Raw genomic sequence first — 14104 nt, forward strand, 5'->3', positions numbered from 1 at the left:
ATACCCAATTACTCGAATGAGGTGAGTTCGATGAAGGAAGCCGTCATTGTATCCATAACACGCACCGCCGTTGGGCGCGCGAAAAAAGGCAGTTTCGCGCAAACGCGCGCGGAAGATCTAGGCAAAGCCGTACTCGAAGAAGCCGTACGGCGCGTACCTGGGCTCGACAAAGCTGATGTCGAGGACATCATAATCGGGTGCGCGATGCCCGAAGGTGAGCAAGGGCTGAACTTCGCCCGCACGATGTCGCTGTATGCGGGCTTTCCCGTGACCGTGCCGGCGATCACGGTCAATCGCTTCTGTTCCTCCGGCTTGCAAGCCATCGCCTATGCGGCGGAGCGCATCATGCTCGGCCACGCCGAGGTGGTCATCGCCGGAGGCGTTGAGAGCATGAGCCACGTCCCGATGACGGGCTTCAAGCTCTCGCCGCATCCGCGGCTGGTCGAGACCATGCCCGAGGTGTACATGGGCATGGGGCATACGGCCGAAGCCGTCGCAACGCGCTTCGGCATCTCGCGCGAAGCGCAGGATGGCTTCGCGACGCGCAGCCATCAGAAGGCAGCGGCGGCCATCGCAGCGGGCCGCTTCACGGACGAGATCGTGCCGGTGAGCACGAGCGTGAAAGGCGTAGACGAACGCGGCAAAGCGTTCGAGCGCAAGTTCGTGTTTGCCACGGATGAGGGTGTTCGTCCCGAGACATCCGTGGAGACCTTAGGCAAGCTGAAGCCTGCGTTCAGCTTGGGGGGTTCTGTGACGGCGGGGAACGCGTCACAGACGTCGGACGGCGCAGCGGCGGCCGTGCTGATGAGCCGCGAGCGCGCAGAAGCGCTTGGGCTGAAGCCGATGGCGACGTTCTTGTCTTTCGCGCTTTCCGGTGTGGAGCCGGAAATTATGGGGGTCGGCCCCGTCAAAGCGATTCCGAAGGCGCTGAAGATGGCAGGTATTTCCCAAGATCAAGTCGATCTCTTTGAGATTAATGAAGCCTTTGCTTCGCAGTGCGTTCATATCGTACGCGAGCTTGGGATAGATGAAGAGAAAGTCAATGTAAACGGTGGAGCGATTGCCTTAGGTCATCCACTTGGCTGCACAGGGGCTAAGCTTTCGACGAGCTTAATCTATGAGCTGCAGCGCCGAGGCGGCGGATATGGTGTTGTCTCGATGTGTATTGGCGGCGGCATGGGAGCAGCTGGCGTGTTCCAAGTACATGCAGCTGAATAAAGCGGAACTCAGATACTCTAGTAATCATCTCGTGAAGCATTCATTTTCATTATCTGCATCCACATTTAAAGGAGAGTTGACTCATGACGAACAAAGTCGTTGGCGGAAGCTTTGTTATATCGGATCTTGATTTTCAATCTATTGTAACACCAGAGGATTTCACGGAAGAGCATCGCATGATTGCCGAAACAACACGTGACTATGTAAATGGGGAAGTTATGCCAAATGATGAGCATCTAGAGAAGCTGGATTATGATTTGACGGTAAAACTTATGCGCAGCGCCGGTGACCTCGGGTTGTTAGGGGCAGATGTGCCTGAGATGTATGGCGGACTCGGCTTGGATAAAGTCAGTTCAACGATCATTAGCGAAAATTTAGCGCGTGCTTCCTCCTTTGCATTATCGATTGGCGCGCATGTCGGGATCGGAACGCTGCCTATTGTTTTCTTCGGAACGCAGGCCCAGAAGAAGAAATATTTGCCTGACTTGGCGACGGGCGCTAAGATTGCTGCCTACTGCTTAACCGAGCCGACTTCGGGATCTGATGCGCTAGGTGCGAAAACAACGGCTCGACTGTCTGATGACGGGAAGCACTACATTTTAAACGGCTCCAAGCTATATATCACTAATGCTGGTTTCGCTGATATTTTTATTGTATACGCCAAGATCAATGGCACGGATTTCACAGCGTTCATCGTAGAAAAAGGAGACCCTGGCTTTACGATGGGACCCGAAGAAAAGAAGATGGGGATCAAAGGCTCTTCGACACGACCGCTCTTTTTCGAAGATGTGAAAGTTCCCGTAGAAAACCTGCTCGGAGAAATCGGGAAAGGTCATCTGATTGCATTTAACATTTTGAACATCGGACGTTATAAATTAGCTGTTGGCTGTTTAGGTGCTTCCAAAGAAACCATTGAGCTTGCAGTGAAATATGCGAATACCCGCCAGCAATTCCAGACGCCGATCTCGAGATTCCCACTTATTGGTAAAAAGCTGGCAGAAATGAATATCCAAACGTACATTCTTGAAAGTATGGTATACCGAACCACGGGCCTATTTGATCAAATTCTGAAGGATATTGATCTTTCTAGTCCAGACGCAGGTAAAATTTCCGCTAAAGGAATTTCCGAATATGCTTTGGAATGCTCCATTAATAAAGTATTTGCCTCAGAGGTTCTGGACTTTGTTGCGGACGAAGGACTGCAAATTCACGGCGGCTATGGCTTTATTCAAGAATATAAAGTCGAGCGTATTTATCGCGACTCCCGGATTAATCGTATTTTCGAAGGAACGAATGAAATTAATCGTCTGCTCATCCCAGGTACGCTGGTGAAGAAGGCGATGAAGGGTGAGCTGCCTTTGCTGCAAAAAGCACAAGAGCTGCAAGGCGAATTGCTGTCTTACATGCCGGGTCAAACGTTTGAAGGCACGTTGGCGGAAGAGGCACATCTGGTGGCAATGGCGAAAAAGGTATTTCTCATGGTAGGCGGGCTTGCGGTTCAGAAATATGGCATGGCTCTAGAGAAGAATCAGGAGGTTTTGAGCTGTCTAGCGGATATTATGATTCAAATCTTTGCAGCGGAGAGCGGGCTGTTACGGACCCAAAAGCTGATTCACAAGCAAGGCGAAACGAAGGCAACAAACGCGATTCAGCTCACTACTGTATTTGTGCATGAAGCTTTTGACAAAATTGAGGCATATGCGAAAGAAGCGCTCAGTACGATGGAAGAAGGAGATGTGCTTCGGACTCAACTATCTATACTCAAAAAGCTGTCTAGACGCAGCAGTGTCAATACGGTGGGGTTGAAGCGTGACATCGCCGCACGTGTAATTCAGGGTGAGAAATTCATCGGATGAGTCGAGGGTGAAAGTAACCTGAAGGGGATGATTTTGTATGAGGGAGGAAAAGCCTTGGTTGCGTCATTATCCATCGGAAGTGGCGCCGACTTACGAGTACCCGAAACATAATCTAGCACGGTTGTTGGTTGATTCGGCAAATCAATTTCCCGAACGGTCTGCCTTGTATTTCTTGGGTAAAAAACTTTCGTATCGTGAATTGCTTCATGCATCTTATCAATTTGCACATGTGTTGACAGATCTGGGGGTACGTCCAGGGGAAAAGGTATCGATCATGCTGCCGAATTGTCCTTCGGCTATCATTGCTTATTTTGGTACCTTAATGATGGGTGGAATTGTCGTTATGACGAATCCGCTTTATGTGGAGAGAGAGCTGATTCATCAGCTCTCTGATTCGGAAGCAACGGTGATTGTGACGTTGGATCTGCTCTTTGATCGTGTACAAAAGGCAAAAGCAAGGACATTTGTACGCCATGTCATCGTGACGTCGATTAAGGATTATTTACCGTTTCCGAAGAATTTGTTATATCCGATTAAAATGAAAAAAGATGGCGCCAAGCTGGATGTAACCTATGGTGATGGTGTGTATGCTTTCAAGAAATTACTGCGAGCAGCTTCCGCTGCGCCGATTTGTGTAGACGTCAATGCTGATGAAGATATTGCATTGCTTCAATACACAGGTGGAACAACAGGGCTATCCAAAGGTGTGATGCTGACGCACACCAATTTAATCGCAAATACGTATCAGACGAGTCATTGGTGCTATCAAGTTGAACCTGGCGGCGATCGTTTCTTAGGCGCCATACCATGCTTCCATGTCTTTGGGTTGACGGTTCTGCTGAATCAAGCCATGTATCGAGCGGGAATGCTCATCTTAATTCCAAAGTTTGATATTGATATGATTTTGGACACGATTCATAAATTAAAGCCTACGATTTTCCCAGGTGCACCTACCATGTATGTAGCGCTAATCAATCATAAACGGGTGAAGGAAGTTGATATTTCCTCAATCAAAATTTGTGTAAGCGGTTCAGCGCCACTGCCTTTGGAGGTTCAAGAGCGATTTGAAGCTTTAACCGGTGGTAGATTAATTGAAGGTTATGGATTGACAGAGGCTTCTCCCGTCGCGCATTCCAATCCAATTTGGGGATTCCGCAAAATAGGTTCAATTGGCGTTCCTTTCCCGGATACGGACACGAAAGTGGTGGATTCTGCCTCTGGTGAAGAAATGCCGATGGGTGAAATCGGTGAAATTATTATAAAAGGGCCGCAAATCATGAAGGGCTACTGGAAGCGTGAGCAAGAAACGGCGATGACGATCAAGGATGGCTGGCTATATACCGGGGATATGGGACGCATGGATGAGGATGGCTTTTTCTCCATTGTGGACCGGAAGAAGGATTTAATTATTGCAGGCGGCTTTAATATTTATCCTCGTGATATTGAGGAAGTTCTTTTCGAGCATCCTGCGATCCTCGAGGCGGCTGTAGCTGGCGTTCCTGATGAATACCGTGGGGAAACTGTGAAAGCTTTTATCGTGTTGAAAGAAGGTATGACACTAACGGAGAAGGAGTTAGATGTCTGGTGCAGAGAACGATTGGCAGCTTATAAAGTACCTCGCAAGGTTGAATTCAGGCAATCTCTTCCGAAGACGATGATTGGAAAGGTGCTAAGACGTCAATTACTAGAGGAAGAAGTGAAGCAGTAATATGCGGTACTATCATGCGTAAGGGCAGCCCTTACAGAGAAGGAGGGAGTCCAATGGATGATGGAAATGATCGTATCATAAGGAGATTGCAGCAGCTCGCAGCAGCAGCGGAGTCCACCTTCTGGGGCTATCTGGGTTGTGAGTTCGTTAGCTTGAAGGACGGGATCATCACGATTGCCTTGGAGGCTAATTCTCATCATTTGAATCCGATTGGGATGGTTCATGGCGGCGTAACGTCCTCTTTGTTGGATACAGCGATGGGGATCATTGCGATGATTGCTCGGCCGGATGAGAAGGTAGTTACGACCAATCTGAATGTGCATTTTGTGTCTCCCCTCTATGCAGGAAGACTGCTTGTGAAAGCGGAGCTTGTCCATCAATCACGTAAAATGATTACGGCGCAAGGTCGTGTAGAGGACAGTGAAGGTAATCTGGGAACGATGGGGACAGGATCGTTTCGTGTGATTTAGACGAATGCTTCGATGTAAAGGGCCTTCATGACCACGAGGAAAGTGGCTGTGAGGGTTCTTTTCTGCACTTAATGTCATATAATATTACATCAAATTGAAATATTTCATGAAAATTTCATAAATTCGTATTTAATGTCATGTTTTATGACGTAAACACATTGACTGATTACATAAGGTCATCCTATAATCGATTAAAAGGCATAGGGGGGGAGCACGATGCATCTTACCATTCGTGAAGCGTTGGCGATTTATCCGTTAACTGAAGCAAAATTGGTCGCCGGGAAACAAGGGGAATCCCGTATCGTTAAATCGGTTAATGTCATGGACGCACCAGATATTGCAGATTGGACGAAATCAGGTGAAATGCTGTTCACTACGGCATTCGCGATGAAAGACAGCCCGCAAGAAACCGTGAACCTCCTGCGCAAATTAAATGACCGCGGAGCCGCAGGTTTAGGGATTAAGCTCGGGAGATTTTGGACGGAGCTGCCGCAAATTGTGATGGATGAAGCGGATCGCTTACATTTTCCAATTATCGAAATGCCATTTCAATTTACATTTTCAGATCAAATGAATGCACTCTTTAATGCGGAGTACCGCCGGAATACTGAATTGCTGCAAACAGTTCTTGAAAAGCAAAAGAAGCTGATGCAATTTGGCCTGAAGCAAGATAACATGCAATCGATGTTTCAACTCGTAAGTGAGATTCTCGGGTATCCCATGGCGGTCGTCGGAGCAAGAGGTCAAATTCTATATAATACAAGTACATGGAGTTCGGAGCAGTTAGCTCAGAATTGGCCGAAAAAACGGAAATCAGGCTGGGTGTACGCAGGGAAGGATCGCGCGTATCGCGTTGGATTACAGCAACAGGATGATGAGCCGCTAGGCCATTTATTAATCATTCCGGATGTCGTGCTGCTGGCAACTGTCGAGGAAGGTTTATTCCAGCAAGCTGCTGATATCCTAACCTTTCATATGAGTTATACGTTTCGATCCCATGTGGAGGCTTCAGCAGAGCGGGATTTGCAGAATAACCTGATCCGCTATTTGGATAAAGGTACATCCCTTGAGGAGTTTATGGAGCAGGCAGAAGCCAGAGGCTTATTCATCTTCACAGGTGCGTACCAATGTGTCATCGGTAGGAGCAGGAAAGAGTCTTTGATTGCGGAAGTTACGCAAGATAGGCTCAAGGAATTAAAGCAATATATGGAGTCTCATTCGAAATCAAGCAATCTGCGCGGGCATCATTTCATTCTGAAGGATCACATGTTCTCGATCTATTCAACGACACAAGCGGATGGATTTCCAGAAGAGGAGCTGTCGCAGCTGTTAAGTAAATATGATGGGGACGCTGCGCATGCATCCGGTGGAGATGGCATGGTGTTCTATACCTCAGCGGTGAAGGTGAAGCCAACAGCGCTTCGCGAAGCGTACTTGGAATGCGGCGAGACGGGGAGGATGGCGGAAAAGCTTTGTTTGCCAGACCGCGTGCTTCATTATGAAACGATCGAATTCGCTCATCTCTTTCAACATTTGTCTGGGTCGATGATGGAGGATTATTGTGCCAAGGTTTTACGACCTCTCTTAGAGAAAGATCCTGAATACTCGCAAGAGATGATCCGTACACTTGAAGTTTTTATTCGCAACGATGGCCAAGTCAGTGAGGCGGCTAAGCAATTATTCATTCATCGGAATACAGTTACGTATCGGTTGGAGAAAATTAGTGATCTTCTGCAAGTTGATTTCAAAAAAGTAAATGATCTATTGAAGCTGAAGGCTGTCTTCTTATTCCGTCAGTTCTTGCATGTGAGATCATAGGTGATCAGAAACCCGAAGCTGCTGAGGAGGCGCTTTGGGTTTTTTGGTTTGGGTAAGCTCTTCGCCGGAATTGGCGTGTAGTCCGAAGTCGCCGAACTAAAACCAATTTTCCTCTAAGAAAAGACCAAATAGTCCTATTCTGCCGAATTATTTGCCCGTTTCCTTTGGTTGGGCGCTGTTTGAGGAGATTTAGTAAGGCAGAATCTGACTATTCCCCGATTGTAGTATGGAATCCTCGAATTAGCTTGGCAAAATCGGATTAACAGAGATTCCAGCAAGTGAAGAAGTGAGCAACTGTGGATGCCGGTGGAGTATTGCAAACCATATGTTATTGAAAGCGGGTAAGTTGCATAAGCGAAGTTGTTACATTATAATTTTGAGGAGAGAGTAGAAAAAAGGAGATGTGAAACATGTCTGCATGGAAAGAGCTAACGACGTTAACGGAATGGCAGGAAGTGCTTGAACGTTCCACCGAAAAGCCTGCTGTCGTTCTGAAGCACAGTACAACTTGTCCAGTAAGTGCGAGCGCACTTGATGAATACGAACAATATTTGTCTGGTACACACAATGAGGCAGTTGATTATTTCTTGGTGAAAGTCATTGAGTCACGCCCAGTTTCGAATCAAATTGCCGAGGACCTTGGCATTAAGCATGCTTCTCCGCAAATTCTTTATTTCAAAAATAAAGAATCCATCTGGAATACATCGCACTGGTCTGTAACGAACAAACATATGTCCGCGGTATTGGACTAATTCTTGCAACACATACAACTCTTCGTTTTGTCTACGTGATGTAGGTGAAACGAAGGGTTTTTTATTTTATCTATCAACGGTCAAAAAAGATTGGCAAGCCTAACATCCTCCTATATACTTATCTGACGACAACTAGAAGGAGACTTTCAACTAAGGAGTTACTTATTATGAACGCTATGAATAAAACGAAAATACCGATCCCGATCTTCCTTTTAATCGGCATTATTGCGATTTCTTTTTCCTCTATTTTTGTAAAATGGTCGGACGCATCAGCTGCTGTAATCGCCATGTATAGGCTGTTTATGACGAATGTTCTCATGCTGCCCTTTCTATGGAATTATCGCAACGAGTTTAAGAGAATTAAATTGAGAGATTGGCTTCGCACGGCGATGTCTGGGATTGCGCTAGGTTTGCATTTCTTATTTTGGATGGATTCATTACGTTATACAACTGTAGCGAGCTCAACTGCGATTCTAACTCTTGAGCCGATCTTCGTGCTTGTTGGCGCGTTCTTGCTGCATGGTGTTCGAACAAGCCGTACCGCATTGATTGCGATGTGTATCGCGATTGTGGGAGCCATTTGCATCGGATGGGGCGATTTTCAATTTTCTGGAGAAGCACTTAAAGGGGATGTATTGTCTTTCGTGGGGACGATCGCTGTTGCTCTACATATGTTGCTTGGCAAAAGCTTGCGCGAGCGCATTTCAGCTTATGTATACAGCTTTCTCGTTTTCTTATTCGCGGGGCTGACGCTTGCAGTTACCAATGTGTACGCTGGTGAATCGTTCACGGGCTATCCACTGAAGGAATGGGGGATTTTCTTCCTACTAGCCTTTGTCTCCACGATATTCGGTCACTATGTATTCAACTGGCTGCTGAAATACATGAAGGCATCTTCCGTATCTATGACCGTGCTTGGAGAGCCGCTTGGAGCTTCCATTTTAGCCTATTTCTTGCTTGGCGAAACGATTACGACCATACAGCTGTTGGCGGGTTGTCTGCTGTTGATTGGTGTAGCGATGTTCTTGCGAAGTAATGAGAAACATTAATGGTTTCTCACTGGATTTAATTGAACGAAGGTAAATAATGCGAGGCTGCGGTACAATTTTTAAGATGGAGGCAGGAGACAGCATGAGATTTCGAGATTTTCATCGTAATGTCAAATTAAGAATTGGCTTATCCTTCTTATCGGGCACAGCCAATAATATGGTGCTTCCGTTTATGTCGATTTATTTTTCGGGAAAATTAGGGGATACGCTGGCTGGATTGGTTGTTATTCTGGGCATTCTGGCCGGTGTCGTGGCAGGAATCATCGGCGGGTACTACTCCGATCGATTTGGCCGGAAGAAGCTCATGCTCGCCGCAGAAGTCGGCTGGATGCTCTGCTTTATGCTAATGGCAGCAGCGAATTCGCCTTGGTTCGAGTCAGCGGGGATTACCTTCATTCTGATGATTGTTGTCAGCATTTTCTGGGGGATCCACGGACCTGCGAATGAAGCTATGCTTTTGGATGCTACTCTGCCTGCGGAACGTAAATTCATGTATGCCATTATGTACTGGATGAATAATTTATCCTTTGCAATCGCGGGTCTTGCGGGAGCATTTTTATTTAAATCGTATTTGTTTGAATTGTTTATTGCCTTATCTGTGATCGGATTGATTACCGGAATCATTACATATGTCTATATTCAGGATGATTATAAGCCGCAAGCAACTGTGGGAGGCGGAAAAACTAGAAAGAATAGCCCTTCGATTTGGTCCAATTACCGCATGGTACTGCGAGATAAGACCTTTCTGATTTTCACAATCGCTTCTTTATTGCTTGTTTCGGTGGAGTTTCATTTGGGCAACTATGTGGCTGTTCGGTTGGGGAAAGAGATGGTCGATACGCCATTCCTGCCATGGATAACGGATGCTTGGCGGATTGATGGCTTCAAGATGCTAGGGTTCATGCGTACGGAGAATACCGTGCTCGTGGTTGTGCTCTCGGTATTTATGGGGGTTCTGATGCGTAAGTTTCCTGATCGGAAAGTGCTCTTTATCGGATATGCCTGTTATATCGCAGGCTATAGTTATTTGGCTTACAGTAATCAACCTGGATTACTCTTGCTATCGATGCTAATTGCAACGGTTGGGGAACTGATGTATGTCCCGATCAAGCAAGCCTACCTCGGCAATCTGGCACCCGACCATGCACGCAGCTCCTATATGGCCTTATATGGCATGGTATATAGAGGAGCTACGTTCTTAGGCGGGCTGGGTGTTATCCTTGGCGGCGTGCTGTCGTCATGGCTGATGGCTTCATTGATCGCACTCAGCGGTGTGATTGGGATGACGATGTTCTATACGATCCTTGCACAGCTGGAAGAACGGAAAAACGGTCATTTTGCAGCTGCGAATTCTTCTTTTATGGAAGCTAATAAGGCTGGTTTAGAAAGTACTTCATAAGCGGTGAAGGCTAGCGCCTTAGCCGTGAACAGCATGCTGTCTAGTGCAGGCTCGGTCATCGCGAGATCACGGAATTCCTTCGTATGAAGCAAATGTCTCTCATTGACTACCTTCACGAAAGGGTGAATGGTCGGGCATTGTGTCGAGACATTGCCGAGATCCAGGGAACCGTGGTCTTTGCCGATTTCGATTTCCTTCGGATCGATACCTAGCTCAAATAATTGATCTGTGAACACATGGGATAAGGCTTCATTCGTGCGAAGCTCATCGTAGGAATACTCGTAGAACGATGTTTTCAGCGTACAGCCCGTTTGCATCGCTGCTCCTTCTGCGCAGTGAAGGACTTTTTGTACGAGCTCATTCGTGTAAGTGCGCGTAGCTGAGCGGACATAAAATTGGGCAACCGCGTAATCTGGAATGATGTTGGGCGCTTTACCTCCTTCGCTGATGATGCCGTGAATGCGGGCATCGGTCTTGAGCTGCTGGCGAAGCGCATTGATGCTGTTGAATAGCTGCAGCACGGCGTCGAGCGCATTGATGCCTTCGTACGGTTGGGCCGCGGCATGCGCGGAGCGGCCGAAGAACTCATACTGGATGGCATCCATGGCCAACGATTCGCCTGATTTTTCATAGGCATAATAAGGGTGTGCCATGAGTGCGATATCGACGTCTTGGAAGAGCCCCGCCGCAGCCATAGGAACTTTGGCGCCCTTGGTTTCTTCAGCAGGTGTGCCGTAGACACGTATACTGCCACCGGTCTCTGCTAAGGCCGCTTTAAGGCCGATTGCAGCCCCGATACTCATCATGCAGATGAGATGATGACCGCAGGCATGCCCTAGCTCAGGGAGCGCATCGTACTCCGCCATGAACGCTACGACGGGACCTGGTTTGCCAGAGTCGTAAGTCGCGATGAAAGCGGTAGGGATGTCTAGGACACCGCGTTCGATCGTGAAGCCATGAAACGTTAATTCTTCCGTTAGTCGAGCAAAAGCAAGGAATTCTTCATGACCTAGCTCGGGGTTTGCCCCGATATAGCGGGAGATATCCTTGAAGCGTGCGGCATTGCTTTCTATGGTTTGAGCGATGGTTGATTTCATGGATGATTGCTCCTTTGTTGAATGGTTCTTATGTCCATTGTAGTATAAAGAAGCAAGAACTACCAAATGCAAAGATGCAGTGCTTAAACATGATCATTCGAGTACATGAGAAAGTGGAGGGAACTACCATGATGAAATATGGGGCAGAGCATGAGGAACATCTGTTTAGCTTATGTTTTGTTGAAGAGGAAAGTCGCGGTCAATGGCGGGACATTTTCTTAGGCATCGAATTGTCAGAAGGGGAGGAGCTTCCAGAAGGCTTATCCGATCCTTCTATTCTTGTTATTTGCAATATGGACCGGGAGATTGTGCAAATTGTTCTGCACGATGAAGGCTGTGATAGTGAATTCCAATTCACGTATGCGGAGAAAGCGCAAATCGAAGCGTATGTCAATCAGCTTGAAAGCGTCAAAAAAACGACGAATGATCCCCTATAGGTATCCCTTCCCAAACTGGGCGGTGGCGCATATAGTAATATACGTCATGCTTTGGGGAGAGGATAGCGATGGAAAAAAGAATTCAATATTTGGCGTTAGGTGATTCTTTAACCGTTGGTTATGGTGCTGAGGAAGGTCAAGGCTTCGTTTCGTTGTATCGCCATAGGTTGGAATGTCTGCTGAATGTACCTGTTTCCTTGCGTCATGCTGGCACCAATGGTGCTACGACCGCACAATTGCTGGAGACGATTGAGTCTGATCCACAGCTGCAGAAGGATATTCAAGAAGCGACGCTTATCACCATTACGGCAGGCGGAAATGATCTCATTCAAGCGGCGATTCCTTTCTTTTATGACGGCGACAATACGGTGCTCAAAACGGCGTTACAAACGTATGAGGCTAACTATCGTAAACTCATCGGGCAAATTGAAAAGCTGCGGCAAGGCGTACAAACTCCGTATTTATTGGCCTTAATTGGTTTATATAATCCATTACCGCAAATACCGGATGCTGCCTATTGGGTACAGCGTTTTAATTTATTTCTGCGTAAATTAGAGCAGCCACATATTCAAGTTGTTCAGGTGTACGACGCGTTTGTAGGTCAAGCGGCACGATTCCTATCTGAGGATGCCATTCACCCTAATGAATTAGGCTATGAAAAGGTGGCAAATCAATTAGAGGTAGCCCTATCCTTGCAGCAATTGCAGCAGTTGTTTCTATAATATGAAACTATCTCACATACCCGAAAACGGAAATGAAATGACAGGCGCTGCCGGCCAGCACGAATAGGTGCCATATGGCATGGTGATAGGGGATGCGCCTCCATACATAGAATATCGATCCAAGTGTGTAGAAGAGGCCGCCTACAACTAACCAGAGGATGCCGCCAAACGGCAACTGCACGTAGAGTGGCTTAAACGCGATAACGATTAACCAGCCCATCACGATATAGCATAAAGTTGAAACTAGAATAAATCTCTTTACATAAAATAATTTCAAAACAATGCCGATGAGGGCTAATCCCCATATAACACCGAAGAATGACCATCCTAATGTTCCTCGTAACGTAACGAGTAGGTAGGGCGTGTAGCTCCCAGCGATTAACACATAAATGGCGGAGTGATCGAGGACTTCAAAAACATCTTTTGCTTTCGTGTGCGTAACGCTGTGCAACAGTGTGGAACATGTATATAAGATAACAAGTGCTGTTCCAAAAATGCTGAAGCTCACGATATGCCAAACATTCCCTTGCGTGCAAGCTTGTACAATAAGCAGTACAAGTGCTGCGATGCTTAAAACGACGCCAATACCGTGGGTGAGCGCATTAGCTCGCTCTTCTTTTATGGAATATTGCATATGAATCCCTTCTTTCTTAGACAGAATGGAGAATCCCTCTATAGATTGGACGATGAAACGATGTATTTACCTTCATTTCAACTAAATAATAAAGTCGCGTTAGTGACTGGAGCTGGGCGAGGCATTGGACGAGCACTTGCAATTGGCCTAGCAGAAGCTGGGGCTGATGTCGCTATCTTTGCTCGTACGGCATCAGATTTAGAAGAGGTGGCGAAAGAAATTCGCGCATTAGGCAGACAAGCCTATCCATTTACCGTGGATGTGACGAATCGTGAACAAATTGAAGATGCCGTAGCGGCAATCATCAGGCAGACAGATCGCATTGATATTCTCATTAATAATGCTGGCATGAACATCCGTAGTCAAGCTTTGGCAGTCACGGATGAAGAGTGGGATACGATCATGCAGACGAACTTGAAATCTGCGTTCTTGTGCTCACAGATTGTCGGTCGCCATATGCAGCAGCGTGAATCTGGGCGAATCATTAACATTGCGTCTGTTGCCGGGCAAGTAGCGCTCCGAACAGGCGTAGTGTATGCCGCGACGAAGGCCGCTATGATCCAAATGACCAAGGTGCTTGCGCTGGAATGGGGGAAATATGGCATTCTGGTTAATGGCATCGGACCTTGGTATTTCAAAACGCCGCTGACAGAGAAGATTCTAAGTCAACCGGCTTATTTAGCCGAGATTATTGCACGTACGCCGCTTCGTCGCGTTGGTGAGTTAGAAGAGCTAGTTGGACCTGCCGTTTTCTTGGCTTCCGATGCAGCTAACTATATCACGGGACAGACGCTTTTCGTGGATGGCGGCATGACAATATATGGATTTTAGCGAAATTTGTCTAAAAATGTAGGATTGAGCTTTCTGTATAGTTCTATTATACTATTCACAAACATGGACAATTGATAGTTGGTCTCATTTTAGAGGTAACATGTAGATAAGGT

At 46.9% G+C, this 14104-nt stretch carries 13 protein-coding genes; 11 read left to right on the plus strand and 2 right to left on the minus strand.

Annotated features, from left to right (window positions below; genetic code table 11):
- Positions 1-30 precede the first annotated feature (30 nt).
- From AC58QO_RS13705 to AC58QO_RS13740, 8 genes are all read left to right on the plus strand, one after another.
- On the plus strand, positions 31-1218 hold the full coding sequence (locus AC58QO_RS13705) for an acetyl-CoA C-acyltransferase (protein ID WP_497266256.1): 1188 nt from the start codon (positions 31-33) through the stop codon (positions 1216-1218).
- 83 nt (positions 1219-1301) lie between these two features.
- Positions 1302-3074, plus strand: coding sequence for an acyl-CoA dehydrogenase FadE (locus tag AC58QO_RS13710; RefSeq protein WP_497266258.1), 1773 nt, complete (start codon positions 1302-1304; stop codon positions 3072-3074).
- A gap of 37 nt (positions 3075-3111) precedes the next feature.
- Positions 3112-4782 (plus strand): long-chain-fatty-acid--CoA ligase, encoded by a 1671-nt coding sequence (locus AC58QO_RS13715; protein ID WP_497266260.1) that lies wholly within the window; start codon positions 3112-3114, stop codon positions 4780-4782.
- A gap of 53 nt (positions 4783-4835) precedes the next feature.
- Positions 4836-5252, plus strand: coding sequence for a PaaI family thioesterase (locus AC58QO_RS13720; protein WP_497266262.1), 417 nt, complete (start codon positions 4836-4838; stop codon positions 5250-5252).
- Between the two features lie 216 nt (positions 5253-5468).
- Positions 5469-7070, plus strand: coding sequence for a PucR family transcriptional regulator (locus AC58QO_RS13725; protein WP_497266264.1), 1602 nt, complete (start codon positions 5469-5471; stop codon positions 7068-7070).
- A gap of 410 nt (positions 7071-7480) precedes the next feature.
- Positions 7481-7822, plus strand: a complete 342-nt coding sequence (gene ytxJ / locus AC58QO_RS13730) for a bacillithiol system redox-active protein YtxJ (protein WP_497266266.1) — start codon at positions 7481-7483, stop codon at positions 7820-7822.
- A 167-nt stretch (positions 7823-7989) separates the two neighbouring features.
- Positions 7990-8871, plus strand: a complete 882-nt coding sequence (locus AC58QO_RS13735) for a DMT family transporter (RefSeq protein WP_497266268.1) — start codon at positions 7990-7992, stop codon at positions 8869-8871.
- An 82-nt stretch (positions 8872-8953) separates the two neighbouring features.
- Positions 8954-10270: an MDR family MFS transporter gene (locus tag AC58QO_RS13740; RefSeq protein WP_497266270.1), complete on the plus strand. Its 1317-nt coding sequence runs from the start codon at positions 8954-8956 to the stop codon at positions 10268-10270.
- On the opposite strand, the gene AC58QO_RS13745 is transcribed toward AC58QO_RS13740, so the two are convergent.
- Positions 10204-11367 (minus strand): M20 family metallopeptidase, encoded by a 1164-nt coding sequence (locus tag AC58QO_RS13745; protein WP_497266272.1) that lies wholly within the window; start codon positions 11365-11367, stop codon positions 10204-10206. The two genes, AC58QO_RS13740 and AC58QO_RS13745, sit on opposite strands and share 67 nt — an antisense overlap.
- Positions 11368-11495: 128 nt before the next feature.
- On the opposite strand from AC58QO_RS13745, the gene AC58QO_RS13750 reads away from it, so the two are divergent.
- Positions 11496-11804: a hypothetical protein gene (locus AC58QO_RS13750; RefSeq protein ID WP_497266274.1), complete on the plus strand. Its 309-nt coding sequence runs from the start codon at positions 11496-11498 to the stop codon at positions 11802-11804.
- A gap of 68 nt (positions 11805-11872) precedes the next feature.
- Positions 11873-12526, plus strand: a complete 654-nt coding sequence (locus AC58QO_RS13755) for a GDSL-type esterase/lipase family protein (protein WP_497266276.1) — start codon at positions 11873-11875, stop codon at positions 12524-12526.
- A 7-nt stretch (positions 12527-12533) separates the two neighbouring features.
- Here AC58QO_RS13755 and trhA read toward each other — a convergent pair whose 3' ends face one another.
- Positions 12534-13160, minus strand: a complete 627-nt coding sequence (gene trhA / locus AC58QO_RS13760; RefSeq protein WP_497266278.1) for a PAQR family membrane homeostasis protein TrhA — start codon at positions 13158-13160, stop codon at positions 12534-12536.
- A 60-nt stretch (positions 13161-13220) separates the two neighbouring features.
- Here trhA and AC58QO_RS13765 point away from each other — a divergent pair, with 60 nt between their 5' ends.
- Entirely contained in the window at positions 13221-13991 is a 771-nt protein-coding gene (locus tag AC58QO_RS13765; RefSeq protein ID WP_497267486.1) for an SDR family NAD(P)-dependent oxidoreductase, read from the plus strand.
- Positions 13992-14104: the final 113 nt, after the last annotated feature.

Source organism: Paenibacillus sp. J31R30, assembly GCF_059692115.1.

Coding starts and splice junctions, on each gene's coding strand:
- AC58QO_RS13705 (WP_497266256.1), top strand. CDS start 31: ATGAAGGAAGCCGTCATTGTATCCATAACACGCACCGCCGTTGGGCGC.
- AC58QO_RS13710 (WP_497266258.1), top strand. CDS start 1,302: ATGACGAACAAAGTCGTTGGCGGAAGCTTTGTTATATCGGATCTTGAT.
- AC58QO_RS13715 (WP_497266260.1), top strand. CDS start 3,112: ATGAGGGAGGAAAAGCCTTGGTTGCGTCATTATCCATCGGAAGTGGCG.
- AC58QO_RS13720 (WP_497266262.1), top strand. CDS start 4,836: ATGGATGATGGAAATGATCGTATCATAAGGAGATTGCAGCAGCTCGCA.
- AC58QO_RS13725 (WP_497266264.1), top strand. CDS start 5,469: ATGCATCTTACCATTCGTGAAGCGTTGGCGATTTATCCGTTAACTGAA.
- ytxJ (WP_497266266.1), top strand. CDS start 7,481: ATGTCTGCATGGAAAGAGCTAACGACGTTAACGGAATGGCAGGAAGTG.
- AC58QO_RS13735 (WP_497266268.1), top strand. CDS start 7,990: ATGAACGCTATGAATAAAACGAAAATACCGATCCCGATCTTCCTTTTA.
- AC58QO_RS13740 (WP_497266270.1), top strand. CDS start 8,954: ATGAGATTTCGAGATTTTCATCGTAATGTCAAATTAAGAATTGGCTTA.
- AC58QO_RS13745 (WP_497266272.1), bottom strand. CDS start 11,367: ATGAAATCAACCATCGCTCAAACCATAGAAAGCAATGCCGCACGCTTC.
- AC58QO_RS13750 (WP_497266274.1), top strand. CDS start 11,496: ATGATGAAATATGGGGCAGAGCATGAGGAACATCTGTTTAGCTTATGT.
- AC58QO_RS13755 (WP_497266276.1), top strand. CDS start 11,873: ATGGAAAAAAGAATTCAATATTTGGCGTTAGGTGATTCTTTAACCGTT.
- trhA (WP_497266278.1), bottom strand. CDS start 13,160: ATGCAATATTCCATAAAAGAAGAGCGAGCTAATGCGCTCACCCACGGT.
- AC58QO_RS13765 (WP_497267486.1), top strand. CDS start 13,221: ATGTATTTACCTTCATTTCAACTAAATAATAAAGTCGCGTTAGTGACT.